The sequence below is a fragment of the Phaeobacter inhibens DSM 16374 genome (genome assembly GCF_000473105.1).
GTDB lineage: Bacteria > Pseudomonadota > Alphaproteobacteria > Rhodobacterales > Rhodobacteraceae > Phaeobacter > Phaeobacter inhibens.
On record NZ_AXBB01000005.1, the window covers coordinates 127,491 to 149,548 of the forward strand.

Annotated in this window: 21 protein-coding genes; 8 read left to right on the forward strand and 13 right to left on the reverse strand. The window is 58.8% G+C overall.

Annotation, left to right across the window (positions count from 1 at the left end; translation table 11 throughout):
- Nucleotides 1-43 precede the first annotated feature (43 nt).
- Nucleotides 44-601, forward strand: coding sequence for a gamma-glutamylcyclotransferase (locus tag INHI_RS0102110; protein WP_027246536.1), 558 nt, complete (start codon nt 44-46; stop codon nt 599-601).
- Here the strand turns inward: INHI_RS0102110 and INHI_RS0102115 are convergent.
- From INHI_RS0102115 to tsaA, 5 genes are read right to left on the reverse strand one after another with little or no spacing between them, the layout of a single operon-like run.
- Nucleotides 598-2,094 carry an ABC transporter ATP-binding protein gene (locus INHI_RS0102115; protein ID WP_027246537.1) on the reverse strand — a complete coding sequence of 499 codons (1,497 nt, stop codon included), beginning with the start codon at nt 2,092-2,094 and terminating at the stop codon, nt 598-600. The genes INHI_RS0102110 and INHI_RS0102115 overlap by 4 nt on opposite strands.
- Nucleotides 2,091-2,900: an ABC transporter permease gene (locus INHI_RS0102120; RefSeq protein WP_027246538.1), complete on the reverse strand. Its 810-nt coding sequence runs from the start codon at nt 2,898-2,900 to the stop codon at nt 2,091-2,093. The genes INHI_RS0102115 and INHI_RS0102120 overlap by 4 nt, the downstream gene beginning before the upstream one ends.
- Nucleotides 2,901-3,944 carry an ABC transporter permease gene (locus INHI_RS0102125; RefSeq protein ID WP_027246539.1) on the reverse strand — a complete coding sequence of 348 codons (1,044 nt, stop codon included), beginning with the start codon at nt 3,942-3,944 and terminating at the stop codon, nt 2,901-2,903.
- A 4-nt stretch (nt 3,945-3,948) separates the two neighbouring features.
- A complete protein-coding gene (locus tag INHI_RS0102130; protein ID WP_027246540.1) occupies nt 3,949-5,550 on the reverse strand; it encodes an ABC transporter substrate-binding protein in 1,602 nt (533 codons plus the stop codon).
- 42 nt (nt 5,551-5,592) lie between these two features.
- Complete coding sequence (tsaA, locus tag INHI_RS0102135) at nt 5,593-6,039, reverse strand: tRNA (N6-threonylcarbamoyladenosine(37)-N6)-methyltransferase TrmO (RefSeq protein ID WP_027246541.1); 447 nt, start codon at nt 6,037-6,039, stop codon at nt 5,593-5,595.
- A gap of 309 nt (nt 6,040-6,348) precedes the next feature.
- On the opposite strand from tsaA, the gene INHI_RS0102140 reads away from it, so the two are divergent.
- From INHI_RS0102140 to INHI_RS21275, 4 genes are all read left to right on the forward strand, one after another.
- Complete coding sequence (locus tag INHI_RS0102140; RefSeq protein ID WP_027246542.1) at nt 6,349-7,806, forward strand: SLC13 family permease; 1,458 nt, start codon at nt 6,349-6,351, stop codon at nt 7,804-7,806.
- 130 nt (nt 7,807-7,936) lie between these two features.
- Nucleotides 7,937-9,262, forward strand: a complete 1,326-nt coding sequence (locus INHI_RS0102145) for a vanadium-dependent haloperoxidase (protein WP_027246543.1) — start codon at nt 7,937-7,939, stop codon at nt 9,260-9,262.
- Nucleotides 9,263-9,353: 91 nt separating this feature from the next.
- Complete coding sequence (locus tag INHI_RS0102150; RefSeq protein ID WP_027246544.1) at nt 9,354-10,415, forward strand: hypothetical protein; 1,062 nt, start codon at nt 9,354-9,356, stop codon at nt 10,413-10,415.
- A 4-nt stretch (nt 10,416-10,419) separates the two neighbouring features.
- A complete protein-coding gene (locus INHI_RS21275) occupies nt 10,420-10,701 on the forward strand; it encodes a hypothetical protein (protein ID WP_254656813.1) in 282 nt (93 codons plus the stop codon).
- 223 nt (nt 10,702-10,924) lie between these two features.
- On the opposite strand, the gene INHI_RS0102160 is transcribed toward INHI_RS21275, so the two are convergent.
- Together INHI_RS0102160 and paaZ are read right to left on the reverse strand one after the other, a co-directional pair.
- Nucleotides 10,925-11,494 carry a flavoprotein gene (locus INHI_RS0102160; protein ID WP_014881712.1) on the reverse strand — a complete coding sequence of 190 codons (570 nt, stop codon included), beginning with the start codon at nt 11,492-11,494 and terminating at the stop codon, nt 10,925-10,927.
- Between the two features lie 34 nt (nt 11,495-11,528).
- The gene (gene paaZ / locus INHI_RS0102165) at nt 11,529-13,661 is read right to left on the reverse strand and encodes a phenylacetic acid degradation bifunctional protein PaaZ (protein ID WP_027246545.1); all 2,133 of its coding nucleotides are present in this window, start codon (nt 13,659-13,661) and stop codon (nt 11,529-11,531) included.
- Between the two features lie 332 nt (nt 13,662-13,993).
- Between paaZ and INHI_RS0102170 the strand changes: the two genes are divergently transcribed.
- The gene (locus tag INHI_RS0102170; RefSeq protein ID WP_027246546.1) at nt 13,994-15,103 is read left to right on the forward strand and encodes an NAD-dependent epimerase/dehydratase family protein; all 1,110 of its coding nucleotides are present in this window, start codon (nt 13,994-13,996) and stop codon (nt 15,101-15,103) included.
- A 4-nt stretch (nt 15,104-15,107) separates the two neighbouring features.
- Here the strand turns inward: INHI_RS0102170 and INHI_RS0102175 are convergent, their stop codons facing one another.
- Together INHI_RS0102175 and INHI_RS0102180 are read right to left on the reverse strand one after the other, a co-directional pair.
- Nucleotides 15,108-16,352 carry a lytic murein transglycosylase gene (locus tag INHI_RS0102175; RefSeq protein ID WP_027246547.1) on the reverse strand — a complete coding sequence of 415 codons (1,245 nt, stop codon included), beginning with the start codon at nt 16,350-16,352 and terminating at the stop codon, nt 15,108-15,110.
- A gap of 69 nt (nt 16,353-16,421) precedes the next feature.
- Complete coding sequence (locus INHI_RS0102180; RefSeq protein ID WP_014881707.1) at nt 16,422-16,895, reverse strand: Lrp/AsnC family transcriptional regulator; 474 nt, start codon at nt 16,893-16,895, stop codon at nt 16,422-16,424.
- An 84-nt stretch (nt 16,896-16,979) separates the two neighbouring features.
- Between INHI_RS0102180 and INHI_RS0102185 the strand changes: the two genes are divergently transcribed.
- Nucleotides 16,980-18,005: a pyridoxal-phosphate dependent enzyme gene (locus INHI_RS0102185; protein ID WP_027246548.1), complete on the forward strand. Its 1,026-nt coding sequence runs from the start codon at nt 16,980-16,982 to the stop codon at nt 18,003-18,005.
- On the forward strand, nt 17,998-19,125 hold the full coding sequence (locus INHI_RS0102190; RefSeq protein WP_027246549.1) for an amidohydrolase: 1,128 nt from the start codon (nt 17,998-18,000) through the stop codon (nt 19,123-19,125). The genes INHI_RS0102185 and INHI_RS0102190 overlap by 8 nt, the downstream gene beginning before the upstream one ends.
- On the opposite strand, the gene INHI_RS0102195 is transcribed toward INHI_RS0102190, so the two are convergent.
- Genes INHI_RS0102195 through INHI_RS0102210 form a run of 4 tightly spaced genes read right to left on the reverse strand, consistent with a single transcriptional unit; the run spans nt 19,117 to nt 22,058 of the window.
- Entirely contained in the window at nt 19,117-20,277 is a 1,161-nt protein-coding gene (locus INHI_RS0102195; protein WP_254656814.1) for a sensor histidine kinase, read from the reverse strand. The two genes, INHI_RS0102190 and INHI_RS0102195, sit on opposite strands and share 9 nt — an antisense overlap.
- 4 nt (nt 20,278-20,281) lie before the next feature.
- A complete protein-coding gene (locus tag INHI_RS0102200; protein WP_027246551.1) occupies nt 20,282-21,295 on the reverse strand; it encodes an ATP-binding protein in 1,014 nt (337 codons plus the stop codon).
- Nucleotides 21,292-21,699: an ATP-binding protein gene (locus tag INHI_RS0102205; RefSeq protein ID WP_051338922.1), complete on the reverse strand. Its 408-nt coding sequence runs from the start codon at nt 21,697-21,699 to the stop codon at nt 21,292-21,294. The genes INHI_RS0102200 and INHI_RS0102205 overlap by 4 nt, the downstream gene beginning before the upstream one ends.
- On the reverse strand, nt 21,696-22,058 hold the full coding sequence (locus tag INHI_RS0102210; RefSeq protein WP_014881701.1) for an STAS domain-containing protein: 363 nt from the start codon (nt 22,056-22,058) through the stop codon (nt 21,696-21,698). The genes INHI_RS0102205 and INHI_RS0102210 overlap by 4 nt, the downstream gene beginning before the upstream one ends.

The window sequence follows — 22,058 nt, forward strand, 5'->3', positions numbered from 1 at the left end:
TTTTCGACAGGGGCGCATCCTCGCCGCATCAAGGAACTGCATAATGTCCGACACACTTTGGGTTTTTGCTTATGGGTCATTAATCTGGGATCCCGGGTTTGAACCAGCCGAGCAGCTGCCCGCTCAACTCAGCGGCTATCAGCGCCGGTTCTGCCTGAATTCTCTGCGCTATCGCGGCACATTTGCGCAGCCTGGCCTGGTGCTTGCATTAGACGCCGCAGAAGACGCGATCTGCAACGGCGTCGCCTTGGCGGTGCCATCCGGTCAGGAGCCAGAGGTCCTGAAAGACCTGCGCGCGCGCGAGCTGTTCAATCCCGCATACCGTGAGATCAAGACGCCGCTTGCCCTCGCGGATGGCCGCATGGTCGAGGGGCTGACCTATGTCGTCAATCGAGATCACGAGCAGTATGACAACCACAGCCTGCCCCGGCAGGCGGAGATCATCGCCCATGCAGCGGGTGAACGCGGCCCCAATTGTGACTATCTGTGGAATACGGCCGATCATCTGCGCGATCTTGGGATCGCGGATGACAACCTTGATTGGCTTTCAGCAGAGGTACGTGCGCTGCAGGCAGCACAGAATGAAGCCAATCGCCACTAAGCTGCAACGCCAGAAGGACTCAGGCGCAGCTGCCCCTCCGAGAGAAACCGGATATCATGACCCAAGGCCTCTGCCACCTTCGGGTCATGAGTAAACACGATCAGGGCCAACTCTTCCTGTGCCATAAGACGCCTGAACAGTTTGAGAATGGTATCGCGAGTATCGCTGTCCAGCGATGCCGTCGGTTCATCCGCAATGATGCAGCGCGGCCGCGACACCAAGGCACGCGCAATGGTCAGACGCTGCGCCTCGCCTCCGGACAGGTCTGCTGCGCGCCTTGACAAAAAGGCGCCCGAATGCGGCAGGTCAACTCTCTGCATCAGCCCTGCAATATCGACATCGTGGCCCGCGCGACCTATGCGGCGACACAGCCGCATCGCATCGCTCAGCACATCACGCACACTCATATGTCGCGCCATTGCCCGATGGGGATGCTGCGAGACCAAAGCCAGCTCCTGTGGGTGGCATATCCGAGGCTGGGCTTCATCGCGGGCCCGCCACAAAATACGGCCCGTCTGCAAGCGCTCGTATCCGCAGAGTAAGCGGGCCAGCGTAGACTTACCGCCGCCACTCGGGCCAAAGATCGCCAGACACCGACCTGGCCTGACGGCGGCTGAAATGTCACGCAACACCAGCGTTCCGGTCTGTTGGTGCGACAGCCTCTGGATCACCAGCCCTGACGGGCTCGTCGGCAGCGGTTCGGGCCCTGGAACCAACGGGACTATGCCCCGTTGCGCCGTAGCACGCGTGCGGTGGACCACGGCGCGCCCGCCCGGCTGCATCAGCATCTCAACCGCAGGACCGCGATCCACCAGATGTTTGTCATGCAGGATCACCATGCGATCTGCCATCTGCGCTGCCAGATCAAAATCATGGGTGATCAGCAATTGGCTGCGCTGCGCCTGCCCCGCGCTGAGTGCAGCAACCGCCAGTGCGCGATTGCCGTGATCCAGCGCAGCGGTCGGTTCGTCAAGGATCAGAACCTGCGGATCACGCGCCAAAGCCAACGCCGTCAAAACCCGCTGGATTTCGCCACCGCTAAGGGTCGCAGGATATCTATGCAGGGTGCGCTCTGGAATATTGAACCGCTTGCACAATGCCAAAGCCAGTGAGGTCCGGCGGCGGCTGTGCGGGAGCAGCTCTGCCACATGTTGAAAAACGGTCTGATGCGGGTTTAACGCGTCCGACAGGGCCTGCACGATCAGGCTCAGGTCCGTTCGCCGCAGTTTGCGCTGCTCTGCAAGCGGAGCACGCAGCATATCGACGCCCAGCACCTCCGCGCGCCCTGACCATCTGAAGCCATCCCCGTTCTGATCAGCTGTCTTCACATGACGGCCAGGCAACACTCCGAGCAATAGCCGCGCCAGCGAAGTCTTACCGCTACCGGACGCTCCCAGCAGTGCCAGTGTCTGCCCTTTGGGTACCTCAAACGAGACATCCCGAAAGATCGTGCGGGGCCCATGCCAGAGACAGAGATGATCGACCCGGATCAAAACACAGGCCCTAAAACCGCACCAGAGCGCAAGCGCCGGTCACCTAATTTCAGTGTCGTATGCAACAACAGCGACAAAAGCGCCGCCGGCGGCAACAGGAGCCACATCCACGCGCCGGTATAGAGCTGATCCATCGCCGATTGCATCATGCTTCCCCAGGTTAACAAACGTGGATCAGTCAGGCCCAGAAACCCCAGACCCGCAGACTTCAGCGCGGCCTGTCTGATATTTTGAACCATCAGTGCGCCCAAAAGCGGGCGCAGCGCTGCAAAAAGGTGCCAGCGCCAGCAATAGAACCACCCTGCCCCCATCACGCGGGCATATTGGACATTTTCGCGCAGAGCCTCTCGCCGCAACACCGCCGCCGCCACCCGCACGTCATCGCTCCAACCTGTCAGCACCAACAATAGGAACAACGCCGTGAAACCGGGACTTACCAAGGCCGCGACAAGCAGGAGAAGCAGCATGGTCGGAACAACTTGCAACACATCCACGCACCGCAACATAAGCGCAGATAAAAATGGGCCGCCAAACACCACAAGGCTTGCGGCCCCCACAGCAAGGCTCACCGTCACCACCGCAGTTGCCATGGCCAACGTCAGTGTGGTCGGCGTGGCAAGTATCAGCCCGATCAGCACATCCTGCCCAATCTCATTTGTACCCAGCCAATGCCCCAGCCCCGGCGGCGCCAGCACCGCTCTGCTGCTGTGATATTCGAGCCATCCACCCGCCCCAGCCAGCCAGATGGCCAGGCACAGCAGGATGACTGCGGCGAAAAGCAGATTCCGTCGGGATGCCAGCTGCATCTAGCCACGCCTCGCAAGATGCCCGGACAGGCCATCAACCAACCAGTTCATGAGCAGGACAACGCCTGCCATAAATACGACCGCTCCCTGCAACAGATCATAGTCCCGATCAAGGATGGCGCTGTAGATCAGATAACCAGTGCCCGGGTAGGAAAAAACGATTTCCACAAAGAACACGGCACTGACCAGCCCGGTCAACGTATCGCTTAGCCGTGACAGGCAAGCGGGTATCAGGCTGCGCCCGATATAGGCCCATCGAAGGCGCCAGGGTGAGATTCCGCGTGCCCGTGCATTCACTATGAAATCACGTTGGGCCAGATTGAGCGTTTCAGCGCGCGCTAGAAAGTAGAACCGCGCCAACTCATGCAGCGCCAACGCCAGCATTGGCAGGATCGCGTGACGCAGAACGCCCACTGCCCGTCCCAGCTGGTCCATCGCGGGAAAAAGTGGCTCTGCCCCACCAGTAGGCAGAACGGGCCACAGAATGCCAAACACAAGAAGCAGCAATACTGCCCCGGTGAATGGTGGTAGGCTTGCCAGCATGGTAACGACAGGCGTGACCCAACGATCCACAGATCCGCCCGGCAGCTGCCCGGCCTCAATCCCCGCCAGAGCGCCACCAATGAGGAAGACCGGCATAGCGCCTAGGATCAACAACCCAGTCCAGGGCAAGGCAGTCAGTAACAGCTGCAGAACTGGCGCCGCGTGGGGGATTGAGTAGCCCAGATCGCCAGCGAGCAGCCTAGACAGGTAAGCCCAGACCTGAGAGGCGATCCCACCGCCCAGCCCCATCGTCTCCTGCAATTGCTGCACCTCGCCGGTCCCAAGGCCCCGTGCGAGATCCGTTGACAGCATGACCTGCAGCGTATCGCCCGGCATCATGCGCGAGAGCATAGCGCAGAGCACAATAACAAAGCAGAAGATCAGTAGCCGCAGAACGAACCCGCCGATAAGGCCCGCAAACCTCCCAACAGCTGGTGATCCTGCGCCTGTAATCTCCGTCGGCACCGGGTGATCCAGCAACGAGGGGGAGGCATTGTCCACCGGTTCACTCCAGGAATATGGATTTGTGAAGCGCTGACGGAATGCCAATGGCCACCCCGCCCGGCATGAATGGCGCCGACAGTTTGTCATTGAATACGGTTGCCATCAGCGGGTTGACCAACATGTAGGACGGAAGGTTCTCTGCATAAAGCTGCTGAAATCTGGCCAGTATCTCCTGGCGTTCGGCCTGACTCTGAGCAACGGCCTGCGCCTTGATCAGGCCTGCCATCTTAGGGTCCGCAGGGAAACGGTCGCTGTTCCAGCCGCGCCCGAAGACCCTGCGCCGGATATTGCCCGGATCGCCCAACGTGCTGGATGAGAACAACGTCAGATCATAGTCGCCGTCAGCCACCAGACTGCGCAGCGCGGCGACCTCCATGACCCGAAGATCAACCGCAAATCCAAACGCTTCCAACTGTTCAGCGATCACTCTGGCGGGCTTCACCTCACGACCATCCGTGAGGAGCCGCAGGCGGATTTCCTCCCCCTGCGTTTGCCAGCGGCCAGCGCGGTTCTGGGTCCACCCTGCAGCCAGTAGCAGGTCGCGCGCCTGAGCCGGGTCGTAGGCGTAACCCTCCGTTGCCTCGTCACTTTGCCACTTGGAGCCGGGCTGAAAGTAGCCTGTCTCAGCAAGCTCAGCGACCCCGGGAAATGCAATTGCCAGCAACGCAGAACGATCAACGGCATAGGCAATGGCTTGGCGCAATTCTATCTTTTGAAACTGTCCACGATGATTGAAGCCCAGCCGCAACACATGGTCACTTGGCGAGGTTTCGACAGCAAAGCCAGCGTCCAAAGCCTCAGGAAGGCGATCCGGGGGGAGGTATGAAATCACGTCCACCTCTCCGGCGCTCATCGCCTGAAGGGCGGCATCTGGACCCATTTTTACAATCCAGATCTGGTCAAACCGCGGCCGCCCGAGAGGGTGATCTTCCGTCGCCTCCAACCTGTAACGTCCCTGCGCCTTGTCGTAGGCGGCCAATCGATAGGGGCCACTGCCAACTGCGGCTTCCGGCGTGGCAAATCGAAAAGGATCTTTCACGCCCTCATAGATATGCCGTGGCAGGATAGGAATTGCGGAAAACAAACCCTCGACCAAGCCGTATTCCGCGCGTTTGATATGGATGCGCAGATCATGCACCCCCTCGATCTCAATCCCGGCAAGCGCTTTGACAGATCCAAAAACATAAGGATGCTCAGCCATATAGCGCAGAGTAAAGGTGACATCATCTGCGGTGACCGGGGTTCCGTCATGCCATTTCGCATCCCGTTGCAGTTCAAGAGCGTAACTCAAACCGTCCTGAGATCGCGTCCAAGTCCGCGCCAGCCCCGGCACCGAATTGCCATCTGCATCCTGGCTGACAAGCGTATCAAAGATGTAACTGGTATAAAGATAGGCGATCCCGTTTTTGCGATGAACATAAGGCGCAAGCATGCCACGGTCGCCCTTGCTGTCAGTGATCACCAACGGCCTCTGGCGATCCGGTTCTGCCGCCATGAGCGCCTCAGCACCCAAACCAAAATACTGCGCAGCGCCAAGCGCCAGTCCGGCAGCCGCAGCATGGGCAAGGAAACGAGGGCGAATAAACCGGTGAACGAACGACATGAGCCTACTTTCTTTGTGGCTGAAGCACTGTGATTGGCTGCGCTACCAGCCGATAGTGGCTTCGGGGCGGGCATCTTCCTGTGGGACAACGGGTTTCAGATCCACAACCGGGGTGCCGTCAATGCAATCCAGCCCACTGATCGTCAGAACCCCATCGGAGTGGTTCAGCAATTGAACCGCGCTCAGGCCGATGGGGTTAGGGCGGTTTGGCGCCCGGCTGGCAAAAACCCCGCGGGCAACCTGGCTCCCACGTGCCTGCCGTATCCGCGCGGTGCGGTCGGATTTATGCAGCCAGTAGAGCACCCACAGATGCGAGGCCAATTCGATATTCTGTAGCGCGCCATGGTATTCAGGGGCCAATTCAATCCGACTGGTGGCTGGATTGCGGCGTCCAGACATCGGGCAGTCTCTGACTTCTTCAAACCCGGTGCGAACTACACCAATTGGCCTGATTTCAAACGCCTCGGTGGGCACTTTCAGAAGTTGCATCGCATCGGTCATGGTGTCTCGCAAACGGTATGTGGGAGGGAATGGGCTGGCTCACCTGTCAAAACAGGTTTGGGCGGGCCACCGTCGAACGGTTGCCCCCTGATATTGCGCAGGCCAGCCATCGTAAAATCGGAAATCCGGAGCGTTAACCTCAGAATTTCTGAGGTCTTGAGACTCATAGCATTGAAACCTGACGCTAGCGGAGGGTTTGGATTTTATGAGGCCCCGTCTCTGATAAATCGATTGGCATCAGGCCCCTAACGGGCGGCATATCGGGACCTGACCCCGGATCAGAGGACCTTCAGACGCATGACCGACCAAAGCAACTCAGCCCCGCCAACATCCGCACATCAATTGACCGGCGCAGGCCGGTCTCTGTCACAAATGCTGCGAAACAAGCGCTCCCTTTGGACAGTGGTTCTGATCCTAACCTGCGCCGGACTGTCAGCTTTCGCGACCTCAATATACCTGTCCCCCGATCTGATGGGTGTTGCCGCCCTTTCGGTTGGGGCGATTGGTCTTTGGGCAACCGGTCTTGTGCCTGAGTATTGGACGGCCTTGGCCTTTTTTCTGGTCGCCGTGATATTCAGCGTCGCAGCGCCTGAAACCATATTCTCTGGCTTTCACTCATCAACGTTTTGGCTTTTGTTCAGTGGCTTGGTCCTAGGCGCTGCCATCAAGCACACCACCCTCGACAAACGGGCTGCCGGTATACTCGCGTTGCTGCCGCTACGCAGTTACGGCGGCCTGCTGACCGGCATCGTGGTCTTTTCGGTGGCTCTGGCCTTTGTGATGCCATCGTCCATAGGGCGGATCATGATCCTGCTGCCGGTGATCTCTGCGCTGGCGGAGCGCGTCGGCTTTGGCGCTGCCTCAAATGGTCGGACCGGAATGTTGGCAGTTGCCACCTTTGGCACCTTTGCCCCGGCTTTCACCATTCTGCCGGCGAATGCGCCAAATATGATCCTCGTGGGGATGTCAGAAACCATCTACGGAATCAATATCTCCTATTTCGACTATCTCCTGCTACATTTTCCCGTGCTTGGCGTTGTGAAATCCGCAGTGCTGGTCGGGTTGGCCATGGTGATGTTTCCAGACCGCATTCCAACGCATAGCATCAAGGCAGCACCCTCCGCCGCGCCATTCAGCCGCCAGGAACGGATTTTGAGCCTCGTTTTGGCGTTGTGCCTATTGCTGTGGCTAACCGACCAGATCCATATGGTCTCCCCCGCATGGGTGGGTATGGCAGCAGCATTGATCTGCTTACTGCCAGGAGCAGATCTCACCCGCAAAGGCTGCATCAACACCGATCTCAGCTACGGAGCCCTGTTGTTTGTGGCTGGCATCATGGGCCTCGGCGCCGTCATATCTTCCGCTGGGCTTGGCGAAGCTGTAGTGGGGGCCATCACCGGAACCGTCGCCTTCGCTGTGGAGTGGCCGGTATGGAACACGTCGATTCTGATTGGGCTGTCAACGCTGGTGGCGATGATCACAAATCTACCCGGTGTGCCAGCCGTGATGACCCCACTTGCAGGCGAGTTATCTGACGCAACTGGCTTGCCGCTCGAAACGGTCTTGATGACGCAGGTCGTGGCGTTCTCCAATGTCTTCCTCCCGTTCCAGGCACCTCCATTGATCGCAGCCATTCAGGCCGGGAACCTACCCGCGGGGGCGGTAATCCGACTGTGTCTCAGCCTCTTCCTGATTAGCCTTCTGCTTTTGGCACCGCTGGATCTGCTGTGGTGGCATCTCCTTGGAATGTTCTGATCCCGTTGTTTTTACCACGACGAAGGCGCTCCAGAAGAAATACTGAGGGGCGCCTTCCGGACTTTCGATTTGTGCGAACGGCCAAAGCGTTTCTACCTGTAGCTGCACTTTTTACGGACGAGGTACTCCGATGTTGACCCTGACCCCATGGCGCCGCCAGCTGCTCTCGCACACCTGTATCACCGGTCTGGCCACCGCGCTCTTTTTTACCGCCAGCGGATCGGCTCAGGCTGAATTGGCCGCAGACTGGCAGGAAACCGCAATGCGGTTTGTTGTTGAGGAGAAATGGCCCGGCGCGCAACGCCAGCGCACGCTGGCATTGCTGCATGCTGCGATGTTTGATGCTGCGAATGCCATTGATGGCAGCTATCATGCCTATGCATATGATGGCCCCCAGCAACCCAGCGCCGATCGACGTGCTGCGGTAACGCAGGCGGCCCTGGTTGTCATGCAGACCCTTATGCCAGAGCGTGAGGCAGACCTGACTGCCGCTGCCGAAGCAATCCTGGGCGACATCACAGATGATGAGGCGCGGGAGGCAGGCGTGCAGCTCGGCGCGCTTGCCGCAGAGGCGGTGCTCGAAAAACGGGCAGCGGACGGCGCTGACTTCGCAAGCGATTTTACCCCTGGTCAGGCAGATAACGGCGTCTATCAGCCCACCTCTGAGCGGCCCATGGTTGCACCCAAAATCCGCAACATGCAGCCCTTTGCTCTTACCTCCGCCAAGCAGTTCGACGTCCCTCCGCCACCGGAGCTCAACAGTTTTCAGTTTCAGCGTGATCTGGCGGAGGTCGCAAAACTCGGCGGCGCGGTGTCGCAGAGCAATCCTGAGCTGATCGCTATCGCAAAACTTCATGCCGGGTCCGGGTCGGGAGCTTGGAACCAGATTGCACGCGACAGCAGCCGCGCCTGCGCGCTCCCACTGGTTGAGGAAGCCCGGACACTTGCACTGCTGAATATTGCTCTGACCGACGCACTGGTCGCCGGGTTCAATGCTAAATACACCTATCAGTTCTGGCGGCCGGAAACTGCGATTGCCGCCCTGGGCAAAGGCTATGACCACCCGACACTGGACAAGATAGACGGCTGGTCCCCCTTAGTCGCTGCCCCCATGCATCCGGAATATCCCTGCCAACACTGCACCAGTGGAAGCGCCGCTCAGCAGGTCATGGAAACTGTCTTTGGTGCAGATGAGTTTACCTTCAGCTTTGAGGGAAAAGACGGCTACAGCCGCAACTATCAGACCTTCGCGCAATTCGCTGAAGAGGAAGCAGAATCGCGTGTCATCGGCGGCGTACACTATCGTCGCTCAAACACGGTCGGCGACATGCTCGGCTATCAGATCGGCAGCCACATCAGCGCTGAATTTCTGACACCTGCGGACGCCGGTCCTGGCAGCGATAGCGCGGCAGCGACGGAGTGCGCGGGCGTTCTGACCTCCAAACTGTCGCAATAACACAGTCAGGATAACGTAATCCCCACAGCAGGTTGCACCTGTTGCGGGGACCTGCTGCGAATGTGCTCGCCACTAGCCAAGGAGCCAGACTATGGCGCAGCCTGTCTCTGCCCGTATAGTTCTCAGTCTGGGTCTCGGCCTGATCCTGATCAGCGGATCTGCGGCAGCACATGAACCATGGCTGCTGACGCCCCAAGAGGTTCAAACCCTGTCACAGCGCAGCGTGCCCGAGCTGTTTCGCAGCCCTGGCCTATTGCTTGTCTTCGCCCTTTTCGCAACGCTCGCCGTATTCGCAGCCGTTCTCGCGGGGCAACTCTTGCGCCCAAAGGAGGACCGGCTTTTCAGAAGCTTGAATCATCGCAGTCACGACTGGGGTCCGTTGTGCCTGCGTCTTGGTCTGGGGACAACTGTGGGCATGAATGCTATGGGCGGACTGCCCCGGCACGGCACTGAAACATGGAGCACCCCAACACTGTTTGTCCCCGATATGCAGCTGGCTCTTATCCCCGGCTGGGACTGGCTTGCGTTGCCTGCGCTGATCACATCTGTGTTGCTGGTATTGGGGCTTGGTACACGGCTGGCCGCTCTCGGCATCCTTGGTCTTGTTGCGTTTGGCAGCTGCCTGTTCTCCCTCGACTTCATCGCCTACTACGGCTTCCATTTTGCCGCGCCGGCGTTTCTGCTCCTGCATGTTGGTAGTGGCTCACTCAGCCTTGATCGCCTGCTGCCGCCAAGCCTCCCACCGCTTTTGCCCAATGCGCCTTCGTTGGTCTGGAGCTTGGTTCAAATAACCATGGGCGGAACCTTTGCAGTGATCGCTGTCTTGGTGAAATTTCTGCAACCCACCCTGCTGATCGCAATTCTGGAGCACGGGAACATATGGTTCTTCGGCCTGCCGCTATCGGTTGTTGCACTGACGATGATGGCGATTGAGCTGATGGCCGGCATTCTCCTAGCCCTTGGGCAATTGATACGGCCCATCTCGCTGTTTCTGCTCTGTGCTTTCACCTTCTTCGCAATCAGCCTGCAGGAAACGCCCCTGCTGCATGGCAATCTATATGGGGTTTTTCTATTCTTCCTGCTGCACGGCGGCGCCCCTATTGATCTGTTGCAGCGACCGCAGGCCGCCCTTTCCGAAGCCCAAAGGGCCTAGCGGGATGCTGCAAAGAGTGTTCTGCATCAGCATGCTTGCCGCGACCCCGCTCATTGCCATCTGTGCCTGCCTGCCGCAGATCAAACAGGTGGACGCCCTGCCCGCTGCACTTTTTGTCACGCTTCCGGCTCACCAACCGCAGCCAGACCTTCGGGTCAGCAGCGTCTACAACGCGGCGGATGGTTGGCGCCTGCGGATCGAGGTCGCGAATTTCGTCTTCACCGACCTTTGCGTCAGCAATGCCACCGACCTGGCCGCGGGGGCATGCCCATGTTCATCTTGGTGACAAAAAACTCGCTACTGCCTATCAGCCAAATGTCGTGCTCGGACATCTACCAACCGGGCGGCATCGCGTTACGGTGTCCCTTCGTGCACAGGATCATCGGGTTCTTGGACGGGAAAGGGGCGGGATATTCGCAGCTACGGTCATCATTGACGCACTCTGACGCAGAGTAAAACCGGCGCAGCTGCATCTGCGCCGGATAGTATCAGATCCCTATTGGCCGATATCAGCGAGCTGTGGGCAAACGATTTTGCAGAATCTGCACAACCTTCTCCGGATCGGGCAGCGAGTGATGCCCGTGCTGGATCTTCAGCAACGGATCGTAGTTCTCGCGCCAAACCGGTTCAAACACCTCATAGCCGTCTTCGCGCAGCTGGGAGACGTTGCGACGCACCGCCGGCTTTTCCCACATCGGACCGCCCATGACAGGGAACAGCAACACCGGAAAGGTCGCGGCCAGAATCACAGTGGTCAGTCGGTTTTGCGAGGATCCATGCGCTATCGCAGACAGCGTATTCGCCGTCGTAGGCAGAATGGCCAGAATATCGTGATCCGCAACAATGCGGCCCGGTTTATCGGTCGGCCAATCCTTGGGGTTATCACCGCTGATCACCCGATCCAGAAACAACGCGACCGCGTCCATATTAACGAATTTCGTTGCAGTTGGTGTAAACAGCGCGGTGAGTTCACAGTCGATCTCATTCTTGATCGCCCGAAGGTACAGCGGCAGCATCGTGGCATCCAGTGAGCCCGTAACCCCAATGAGAATACGCGGGCGCGAAGCAGTGTCAGTCATTGAAAATGTCCTGTAATCAGTTTGTTGAAATACTCTATTCAGCCGGTTGCTGAACCGGATCCTGTGCCCTGTGAGGGGTGGCTGCCGTATGCGGCGCAGCTTTATGTTCACTCACGTTGTGCTGAGGAACCGGCGGCCAACTCTTCATCACCAGGGTCAGCAGATCGAACCGAGCGACCACCGCACCACAGGCATTCAGAACGCAACAGTCCCAACGCACATCTCCAAAGGGAGCAGAGGCGCGCGGTGTGATTTCCTTGCAGGTCACGCGCACATGCAAGGAATCGCCAAAATACACCGGTGCGTGAAAACGCAAATTATCGGAGCCGATATTGGCCAGAACAGGGCCTGGCGCAGGATCAACCAGAAGCCCGTTCGCAAAGGACACCACCAATTGCCCATGCGCGACACGGTCATCAAAAAACGGGTGTGAGCGTGCTGCTTCACGGTCCATATGGGCGTAGAATACATCCCCCGTAAAATGGGCAAATTGCTCTACATCCTGTTCAGTAATCTGTCGCGTTTCAGTGATGAGCTGATCCCCAATCCGCAATGTTTCCAGAGATTTACGAAACGGGTGCCCGTTGTGCCTGGTCTCCGCCCCTTCAACCCATCGGCCCGTGAGTGCGGTCAGCAACTGCGGCGGCGCGTGTATCTCCGTGCGCATCATATAGGCGGCGACGGCATGGCGGATGTCTTCTGCGCCACAGACCTGTGCATGGTGTGTCGCAGCGAATAGCCGCGGCACTGATGGATCCGGCGACAACTCCAAGGCCTGACGTGCCATTTCACTTCCGCAAATCCGGATTTGACCTTCCGCTGATGTCAGGCAGGCCGCTGCTTCCTGTGCCAGTGGGCTATCGTTGGTAAAAACATTTGAGTAGCGCGAGCAGGGCGCCAGATTGGCAAGCGCGATCGCGTCACACAGGCTGTCGTAGGCCATAGCCGTCGCCACGGGCCCCTGAACGAAGGTATGGTGAACATCAGGGGTGTTGGCAGGCTTGGCGCAGTGCAATAGCACTGGCGACAGAAAAGCCCCGCCCGTCTCACCCGGTGTAATAATCGGTTCGGATACGAACTCTGCCACATGACGTAACTCATCCAGTGCCTTCTGCACTGTCTCAAGATGCCCGCGTGAGACCAATGCCCCCATCTGGGTGGCTGCATCATCCGGCACTCCGAGAATAGTATCCGCTAGGGTCGCGGACAGATCTGCGAGTACTTCGGCCTCGCGGTGGCGGGGCAGAAGAATACGGCGCACTGCATGACGCCGCTGGCCGGCCCTCAGGATCAATTCACTGCGGATCTCCCGCAGGAAAAACTGATATTCTTGGCTGCCCGGGGCCACGTCGCTGCCGAGGATCGCTGCAGACAGGCCCGTCTCGCAGGATTGCAGCCGCACCAGACCGGCAGCCACCGCGGGGTGCTGCCGTAATTTCTGGGCCGTACTGCGGGAGCCGGCAAAGCTGATTGCGTCTCCGGCGGACAGGTTGTCCACAAGCCCCAGAGGCGGGTTGTATATCAGTTGCAAGGCCCCGGTTGGCAGGATCTGACTGTCGTGAATCAGCTTCACCAAGCGTTCGCTCACACAGGCGGTGACTGGATCCGGGCAGACGATGCATGGCACGCCAGCGATGAGTGCGGGCGCTATTTGCTCCAGAAGCCCCGAAACCGGATTATCCAGCGCAGTAACATGCAGCGCAACACCGGACAGCGGGGCGAGGATCTGCTGGCGGCCGGTGGTGCTGCCCGGTCCGATACCATCCTCAAGGTGCAGGACTGGCGCATTGGGCAGTGACTTCAACGCCTGCCCGGCCAGAGCCGACAGGCGCGCAATACCGCCGTCCACATCCAGTTCACAGTCATGCCGCGTCGCACCAATGGTCAGGCTCTCACGATAGAGTGCAGCGCGATTGTCCTTCAAAATACGTGCAACAGCCCGCAGTTGCTGCGCACGATCCTGAAACCCCATAGCGCGCAATGCAGGCCCTCCGACCGCTCGGGCAAAGTCAACGGCCTGGATCCCGTCATCACTACCGTAAGCAAGCACAGCATTAGGTTGGTTGGTTGCCGCATCGGCAAACACCTGGGTCTGCGCGCCGCAGTGATCCCATCTTTCTGCAATCAAACTTTGAAGAAAACGGGGTCGTTTTACATGATCAGTCACTTCAAAGCCCTCTTGCTGTGCAATCGCCGGATGATGCGGTGTCCTGATAACCGGACCCCTGTTCGGCGGCCTAGTTCACCAGAAAGATCCAGTCATTCAGCTGCTAGGGTTCATGCAAAGCGTGCGTTACATCCAATCGAAACTTTGAAATCTGCGCCTCAGAATTTCTGAGGCTGACGGACGCATAGACCATCAGACATCGCTGATGCCCTACCTCAAGATTTTCGATGTGCAATTTTTGTCTGCCGCTGCGAGCTTGCCTGCGGATGGAGGGCACCCTGCGTGTCAATCCTCCCAGGTTGAACGTATCGCTCTAAGAAGGGGACAATGCCATGACCGGTGCCACCTCGTCGCAAAACCTGAGACAGGCCTCCTTTGGCGGCACTGAACACACGGCTCGGCATATCTGCGTGGCGGGTGTTTCCGGGCTTGCGGGCGCACATATCGCCCGCGCCGCCCTCGCGTTGGGATGGCGTGTCACCGGCACATTGCGGGACGCGACAGATACCTCGAAAACTGTTCCGCTCATGGCCTTGCCCGGTGCCCGCGACAGGCTCCGTCTAATATCCGCAGACACGGCCCAACCCGAAAGTTTCGCCGATGCGTTGAAGGGTAGCGATGCATTGGTCATCGCCTGCCTGCCGTCTATTCGCAGCGCCCCGGACGGGACCCCCGCAAACGATCTGGATCCGCGCGCCGGGATGGCGCATTGCATAAACCCTACAAAAACAGCCTGCCGCAACCTGATCACAGCGGCGGATCGCAACGGAATTGGCGATATCGTGCTTCTGTCGAGCACCGCTTCCACAGATCCGAACCCGCCCCCAGCGATCAAGAATGAACTGCGGCACCATTCTGACCTTGAACACCAGATTGAGCAGAAGAAGTTCATAGCGGCGCAGAAAACCGCGATGGAAATTGCCGCGACACGTCTGGCACAGGACCGTGACTTGCGTCTGGTTATTCTGCTCTCGGGCATGATCCTTGGCCCTGGGATACTGCCCTGCCATCATCAGGGTCATGTGCTGAGCCGTCTTCGCGATATGGCAGTCAATGCACGTCCGTGGCATCGCAACACGCCAAATGGGTCAATGTCGCTGATCCATCCGGCAGATTTGGCCAGGCAATGTCTGGCCGCTCTGCAAAAACCCGAAGCGGAAGGCCGCTACTTTGCCGTCACAAAAAGTTGGCAATGGTCTGATATATATCAAGAGATATCAAATTTCGCACCCGAAAACGCCTTGCCCGCAGTTGTCCCCAAGGGGACAACTGCCGTAGCCACCACTGAGTTTGATTTCACCAGACGAGACAGCCTTGCACCGCCCCGTCACGGGTTGCCCGAGATGGTTTCCGGCTTTTATCACTGGCTGGATGATTGCAACGACGCAAAGCTGGACCATCCGGAAATTGGTGCTGAACCGGCAGGCGCCGTGTCCAGATAGTAGCTTATCTGGACAGGTCGGCCTTCATTGCGGCACTTGGGAAGCAGGTTGCCTGTTGTCCGGTCGCCTCCTGCCAACGGCCGATCGAGCGGCGGGTCTTGAACCCCGCAAGCCCATCTGCGCCGCCAACATCGTAGTCGCGCCGTTCCAGTCCACGCTGCATGGCCGCCACGTCGGAACGCAGCATACTGTCCACCCGGCCCCAAGCGCCTCGAAAATCCTGCACACCAAACTGAATACGATCCCCGACATGCCCGACAAACAGCGCATAGAGATCGCTCTTGTTGTACTCTTTCAGCACATAGAAATTCGGTGTCACAAGAAATGCCGGCCCGTTGCGCCCTGCCGGCATCATCAGATAGGCCACGCCATCACGTTCATGCGCGGGAAAGGCGCGGCCAGAACCGCGGTGAATGCCTAGCGCCTCCCACTCGCGAATGCTCTGCCCTTGATCAGGTCCTTCCAGAGCACAGGATACCGAGGCGGGCACTGAAACCTCAAAGCCCCAATCGCGAGTCTTGTCCCAGCCGTGTCGCGCCAAATATCCCCCGATTGAGGCGATCGTATCCGCTTCTGAGCGCCAAATATCGGCGCGCCCATCCCCATCGCCGTCTTCGGCAAACTTGAGGAAACTGGACGGCATGAACTGCGGCTGTCCCAGCGCGCCCGCCCAACTGCTCCGCATAGCCTGTTCCGGCGCATGACCTGCCTCAGCGATCTGCAGCGCGGCAATCAATTCTTGGCGGAAATAGTCAGCGCGGCGACTCATAAACCCCTTCGTGCCCAGAACTTCAAAGACGTTGTGAGGGATCTTTACCTGACCATACCCGCTCTCGCGGCCCCAGATCGCCAGAATGATCCGTCCCGGCACGCCGGTCCTGCGTTCGGTTTGTTGCAAGGCGGACGCGTGCCGCTTAGCCATCCGGCGCCCCATCGAGGTTGCGCCATCAACGGAACCGCGGTTGAAATATCGTCCCGGCGCGCCAAATTCCGCCTGACGCTGGCGGCGGGGCAAGGTCGCTTTGCTGCCGGGCGGCACCAGATCCGGCAAGTCCCAGTTCAATCTCACTTTGGAGAAGGCCGCATCAAATGTCGGGCGCCGTACCCCGGCCGCCCGCGCCTCGGGCCAAACCTCCTGCGCCAACCACTGCTGAAACTGCCTCTCGACCTTTGCGCGATCCACAGCCCACGCAGGCCCATATGGCAACGCCAATAGGATCATCAGAAGTGATAGCAAACGAAACAACATCTCAGACACTCCATCCGGTTGATAACTGGGGCCGACGTGGCAACAAGGCATCGCCCTGCCAGTCTGATGTCATCCCGCGGAGACCGGAATTTCAAGGCTGACTTTCTTGCGCCCCATCACCACAGAGGTCCGGAAGCGACGCACATTTGAGTCCTCGAAAAACAACCGCTTGGTCAACTCTTCAAAGGCCTCCATATCCGACGCGGTGCAGATCAGACAGAAATCCGCCTCACCTGTCAGATAGTAGCACTGCTGAACCATCGGTTCGGACCCTGCCCGGCGGGTGAAGGCGTCGATCTGATCCAACCGCTCCCGTTCCAGTTCCACCATCACCACAAATGTCATTGGCATACCGACCTTGGCCGGGTCAACCAATGCAATTTCATCCGTGATTACCTTGCGTTGGCGCAGCGATTTCAGGCGCCGCTGTACGGAGGCAGCCGACAACCCCGCCTGAGCCGCCATAGCCTCAAGCCCAAGCCGCGTATTGCGTTGCAGAAGCGTTAGAAGCGTCACATCCGCCTTATCGAGTTTTTCACCCATAGAACCTCATCAGAGTGCAATATTTTTTCGCATTTAGTCTAACTTTGACCAGAACATAGCAATACTCTTGCCTAGACTGATGACATGAACAAGATCAATGTCACGCTCGACCCCGCCAAGCCCCAACAGATGCTACACGCCTGCCCTGCGTATCGTCCCTCCCCGTTGGCCTTGCATGAGGTGGCCGGCCAGCAGGTCTGGATCAAGGATGAGACCAATCGGATGGGCCTTGGGGCATTCAAGGCGATGGGCGGTGTCTATGCTGTCGCCGAGTTGTTGATGCGCGCAACCGGATTGACAGAGAATGACCTGACCAGTGACACCGGGCGGGCTGCAGCATCGAATGTGACCTTTGTCTGTGCGAGTGCTGGGAACCATGGCATGGCCGTTGCCGCCGGGGCACGGCTTTTTGGAGCGGCTTGCCGCATCCATCTCGCCGATACCGTACCTGAGGATTTTGTCCAGCGGCTGCGTGCCAAGGGCTCCGAAGTCGTCCGCTCCGGTGCGACCTATGAGGAGAGCATCGCCGCCGCCATCAAGGATGCAGAGGAAAGCGGCGCAGTTCACCTGGCCGATGGGTCCTGGCCCGGCTACACAGAGCCACCCCGTCTGGTGATGGAAGGTTACACGGTGATCGCACAGGAAATGCGCGACAGTTTCGCAAGCTCGGGCCAATGGCCGACCCATGTCTACCTGCAGGCCGGTGTCGGCGGTCTGGCTGGAGCGATGGCCTATATGATCCGTGCCAATTGGACTGTTCAGCCCGAAATCATCGTGGTTGAACCCGACGCGGCTCCTTGCCTTCAGCAGAGCGCACGCGCAGGTGAAATGGTGACGGTAGAAGGCCCGGTCTCCAATATGGGGCGTCTGGATTGCAAGACACCCTCGATGCTTGCCTACGAAATATTGTCCAAGGCAGCCGACCGATATGTGACGATCTCTGACTCAGCGGCGCTCAGAGGGGCTGAGATCTCCGCCACGCTTGGGATCGCAAGTACCCCATCCGGCGCTGCCGGGCTGACGGCTTTGGTTCAGGATCTGGAAGCAGGCACATCTCCTGACATGCGGCCACTGGTGATCCTTTCAGAAGGGGGCGTTGACGATGTCTGAGTTGGATCTCGTCGCCTTTCGGCGTGATTTACATGCACATCCGGAAACAGGTTTTGACCTCACACGTACCTCAGATGCCATTGCCACAGAACTGGAGCAGGCCGGGCTGACGGTGACCCGCGGAATTGGTGGCACTGGTCTCGTGGCTACATTGACACGGGGTGAGTCCACCGCTGGGGTTGCGTTGCGCGCCGATATGGACGCGCTGCCGATTGAGGAAGCCACCAACCTCTCCTATCGCTCACGCCATCCCGGCCAGTTTCATGGCTGCGGTCACGACGGACACAGCACCATGCTACTGGGCGCTGCACTGCGTCTGGCGCATGATCCTGACTTCAACCAGACCGTCCATTTTCTCTTTCAACCGGACGAGGAAAACGGCACTGGCGCTGCGGCGATGATTGCCGATGGGCTGTTTGATCGCTTTGATATCACCCGGATCTATGGTCTTCACAACATGCCGGGGATGCCGCTTGGCCATTTCGCGACTGAAACCGGTGCGTTCTGTGCCTTTGAGGATAATTTCGAGATCCGCATCACCGGACGAGGCGGCCATGCCTCCATGCCAGAGAAAGCGATTGATCCAATCGTGACAGGCGCTGCGATCGTCAGTCAACTGCAGACGATCACAGCGCGCTCCGTGTCAGCACGGGATCATTGCGTTGTTTCAGTCACGAATTTCGAAACCGACGGCGCGCGTAATATTCTGGCCAGCAACGTATTGATTTCCGGAGACTGTCGGGGATTTGACGCCCATGTCTCCCACACGATCGAACAGCGCATACGCGACATCGCCAGTGGCATCTGCGCCGCACAAGGTGCCAACTGCGAGGTCACCTATTCAACATCGTTCCAGCCATTGGTGAATGACGCAGACGCAACCGCATTGGCCGTTGCTGCAGCAGGGTCCGCTGGCAGCATTGATGCGCAGTACGGGCGTGTGGGATTCTCAGAGGATTTTGCAGCCTTCCTCCAGCACCGCCCGGGCGCATTTATGTTGATGGGCAATGGCACAGAAGGCGCGCATGCCATGCAACTGCATAATCCGGGTTATGATTTTAATGACGACGCCATCGACCACGGCATCGCTTACTGGTGCGCCTTGGCTCGATCAGGCTGACTTGTCGGTATGTTCGCGGGCGAACGGCAGGGTAAATTGCACCCGCATGCCATTGGAGCCATCCACCTCGGTTGTGCCTGCATATTTTCCGACCATACTGCGGATCATGCGCCAGCCGAGAGAACCGGAACGTTCAGGTCGGGCATCGCCCTCGGCCAGGCCGTGCCCGTCATCCGCGATCACAAGTTGCAATGCGTCATCCTGTTCGGTCAACTCAACCAGAATATTCCCCTGCTCACGCCCGACAAAGGCGTGCTTGTAAGCGTTCGTCAGCAGCTCACCTGTCAGAAGGCCCAGATCAATCGCCATTGAGCTTGGGATCTCAATGTCATCGCCGCGCACCGATACCGCCACTTTGAGGATCTCGGAGCTGAACGCCCCCTCGGCATTGGCGGCGACCTCCTGCAGGAAGGGCAGCGCCTGCAGATGATCAACCCGCGCAGAACGCTGCAATTGTTCGTGCACACGGATCACCGATTGAACCCGCGCCTCCAGATCCGACAGCACAGAAACGGTTTCCGGTGCCTCAGCTCCTCTTCGGCTCATCCGGATCAGCGCGCCGATCAGAGCCAGATTGTTGCCGGTCCTATGATGGACCTCCTTCATCAGAAGATCCCGTTCCGTCAACGCTTCGAGCAGCACCCGATTCTGTTCAGCAAGTTCCGCAACGGGGTCAGCATCCCGGATCTTGCTGATAGCGTCAGTCGCGGCCTGAGCGGCGGCGATCATTCCATCGCTTTTGACCGGACTCAGGAACAGAAGTTCGATCTCTGTGCCCTCCGGTCCGCTGCGTATCGCATGATGATCCGAAAGACGGGACAGCCCGCGCAACCCCAGCCCCAACCCCGGACCAGGCGCGACTCCGCCCCTACGGCCCCGCAAAATATCGTCGAGCCCATCAATCCCAGGCCCCTGATCTGTGATGATGGCCCGCATGGCCACCTTGTTGCCATGCTCCTGCAGGCTCAACCGGACCCGCCCGACACTGGCATGCTGCTGGGCATTTCGAGCCGCCTCAAGCAATGCCGTCACCGCCCGCGTCTGGGAAAACGTCCCGAACTGCAAGGCCTTGGTAATCGCCATCGCGATAAAGCGTAACCTCAGAACATCTTGTTCTGTATCAATTTTCAAAGTGATCAGGGCGGTCGACACGGGTCTACATCTCTTTCGCGATTTTAATGACAGCTAGACTGGCGTCGTCGCGACCCCTGAAATTCTCGGCCATGAGTTTTCCCGCAATCAACAGCGCCGAACGCATCAGCAGAGCGGGTTTCTCGTGGAGGTCCCGTAACGTCAGCAGACCATCGCTGTGCAGAATAACGGTATCACCGGGTTGCAGATCGACCTCATCCGAATACGGAGAAAGTGCGGGTCCTCCGAGATGGCCATCGCGGGTCGCAAATCTCTTCGTCTCGCCCAGCCGGGCGCGGATCGTCGCAATATTGCCAACGGAGGCATAGGACATGCGTCGCCCATCCGCAGCCACAGCCACACAGGCCGCGACAGCACCACGTGTATCCGCAATATCGACAGAAATATCTGCCAAGGCCGCAGCAGGGGTACGACCCGGCTTGTGCCCAAAGGCGTGCAGAACCCGTTCAGCAGCATCCGCCGCCCGGTGACCATGGCCAAGCCCATCGCAGAGGATCAGATCCAGTCTGCCATCAGGGGTCGCATTGGGTGTCACACATATCATATCCCAAGCGTCGCCACAGCGGGTTTCTCCGGGGTGGGTCACCAAAAGACCCGCGACCTCCATTGCGGTCGGCCGGTATGGGCGCAGTTGGAATTCACACGCAACAACTGTGCCCTCATCACGGTTTGAATAGATATCAAACTGATCCGACAACCGTTGCATCGCACCCAAACCCAGCCCTGCCGAGCCTTCGCTGCTGCTCCCGTCCCGCATCATTTTGTCGAGCGCATCGATCCCGGGTCCCTGATCCACGACGATCACCGCCAAACGCGGGCCACCGATGCCCGGCATTCGCTGTAACAGACAACGCCCCCGTTTGGCATATCGCAGAACATTGGTCGCCGCCTCGCTGACAACGATGGCGATTTCTTCGGTCCGGGCCTGTGAAAACCCCGCGACCTGCGCCAGCTGGCGCGCGTTGCGGCGACAGACCGAAACGTCGCTGGGGTCTGAAATGGGCAACCAATGGGTCATATCCGGGCCATCATCGTCACGCGTGTTCCTTTGCCTTCTTCGGTTTCGACCTCCAGCGCATCGCTCAGGCGTTTCGCGCCGCCCAGGCCGCGCCCCATGCTCCCTGCAGTGCTGAAACCATCGCTGAACGCAGCGTCCAGATCCGCAATCCCGGGCCCATTGTCGACACAGACCACGCTGATTGCGGACGGTTCACTGTGCATATAGATACGCGCTTCGCCTCCGCCACCATGCATCACCACATTTCTTGCAATTTCACTGACCGCAGTGACAAAGCGGGTTTTTTGAACGGTGCGCGTACCGCGCTGAGCCATTTCACGGCCAGCGATCCTGCGCACCTGAATAACATCGCGATCTCCGATCAGTGCATAAATACCGATCAGAACACCATCCGTGGGTATCATCCCCGACGTTCACCGCGCAGATCGCGCAACGCATGTGTCAGGCTGAGAGCCGTTTTACTCTCGGGCAGGTCCATGCCCAATTCCACCAGTGTCATTGCCACTGCCGGGCGCATGCCAACCACGTAGGTCTGGGCATCCAGCAGTTTTGATACGCTGGCCAACTGCGCCAGGATGCGACCAACGAAGGTATCGACAATCTCCAATGCGCTGATATCCATGACCACCGCCCGGGCCGCTTCATCCACCACACGCTCGGAGAGGGCCTCCTGCAAATCCAGAATATCAGTGTCAGAAATGTCTTCCTGGATCGCCACCAACAGAACGCCTTCGACAAAGTAAATGGCCGACGCGCTGGACAT

Bases quoted from the DNA above. Each gene is read 5' to 3' on its own strand.
- INHI_RS0102110 (WP_027246536.1), top strand. From the start codon at position 44: ATGTCCGACACACTTTGGGTTTTTGCTTATGGGTCATTAATCTGGGAT.
- INHI_RS0102120 (WP_027246538.1), bottom strand. From the start codon at position 2,900: ATGCAGCTGGCATCCCGACGGAATCTGCTTTTCGCCGCAGTCATCCTG.
- INHI_RS0102130 (WP_027246540.1), bottom strand. From the start codon at position 5,550: ATGTCGTTCGTTCACCGGTTTATTCGCCCTCGTTTCCTTGCCCATGCT.
- tsaA (WP_027246541.1), bottom strand. From the start codon at position 6,039: ATGCAACTTCTGAAAGTGCCCACCGAGGCGTTTGAAATCAGGCCAATT.
- INHI_RS0102140 (WP_027246542.1), top strand. From the start codon at position 6,349: ATGACCGACCAAAGCAACTCAGCCCCGCCAACATCCGCACATCAATTG.
- INHI_RS0102145 (WP_027246543.1), top strand. From the start codon at position 7,937: ATGTTGACCCTGACCCCATGGCGCCGCCAGCTGCTCTCGCACACCTGT.
- INHI_RS0102150 (WP_027246544.1), top strand. From the start codon at position 9,354: ATGGCGCAGCCTGTCTCTGCCCGTATAGTTCTCAGTCTGGGTCTCGGC.
- INHI_RS21275 (WP_254656813.1), top strand. From the start codon at position 10,420: ATGCTGCAAAGAGTGTTCTGCATCAGCATGCTTGCCGCGACCCCGCTC.
- INHI_RS0102160 (WP_014881712.1), bottom strand. From the start codon at position 11,494: ATGACTGACACTGCTTCGCGCCCGCGTATTCTCATTGGGGTTACGGGC.
- INHI_RS0102170 (WP_027246546.1), top strand. From the start codon at position 13,994: ATGACCGGTGCCACCTCGTCGCAAAACCTGAGACAGGCCTCCTTTGGC.
- INHI_RS0102175 (WP_027246547.1), bottom strand. From the start codon at position 16,352: ATGTTGTTTCGTTTGCTATCACTTCTGATGATCCTATTGGCGTTGCCA.
- INHI_RS0102180 (WP_014881707.1), bottom strand. From the start codon at position 16,895: ATGGGTGAAAAACTCGATAAGGCGGATGTGACGCTTCTAACGCTTCTG.
- INHI_RS0102185 (WP_027246548.1), top strand. From the start codon at position 16,980: ATGAACAAGATCAATGTCACGCTCGACCCCGCCAAGCCCCAACAGATG.
- INHI_RS0102190 (WP_027246549.1), top strand. From the start codon at position 17,998: ATGTCTGAGTTGGATCTCGTCGCCTTTCGGCGTGATTTACATGCACAT.
- INHI_RS0102200 (WP_027246551.1), bottom strand. From the start codon at position 21,295: ATGACCCATTGGTTGCCCATTTCAGACCCCAGCGACGTTTCGGTCTGT.
- INHI_RS0102205 (WP_051338922.1), bottom strand. From the start codon at position 21,699: ATGATACCCACGGATGGTGTTCTGATCGGTATTTATGCACTGATCGGA.
- INHI_RS0102210 (WP_014881701.1), bottom strand. From the start codon at position 22,058: ATGTCCAGCGCGTCGGCCATTTACTTTGTCGAAGGCGTTCTGTTGGTG.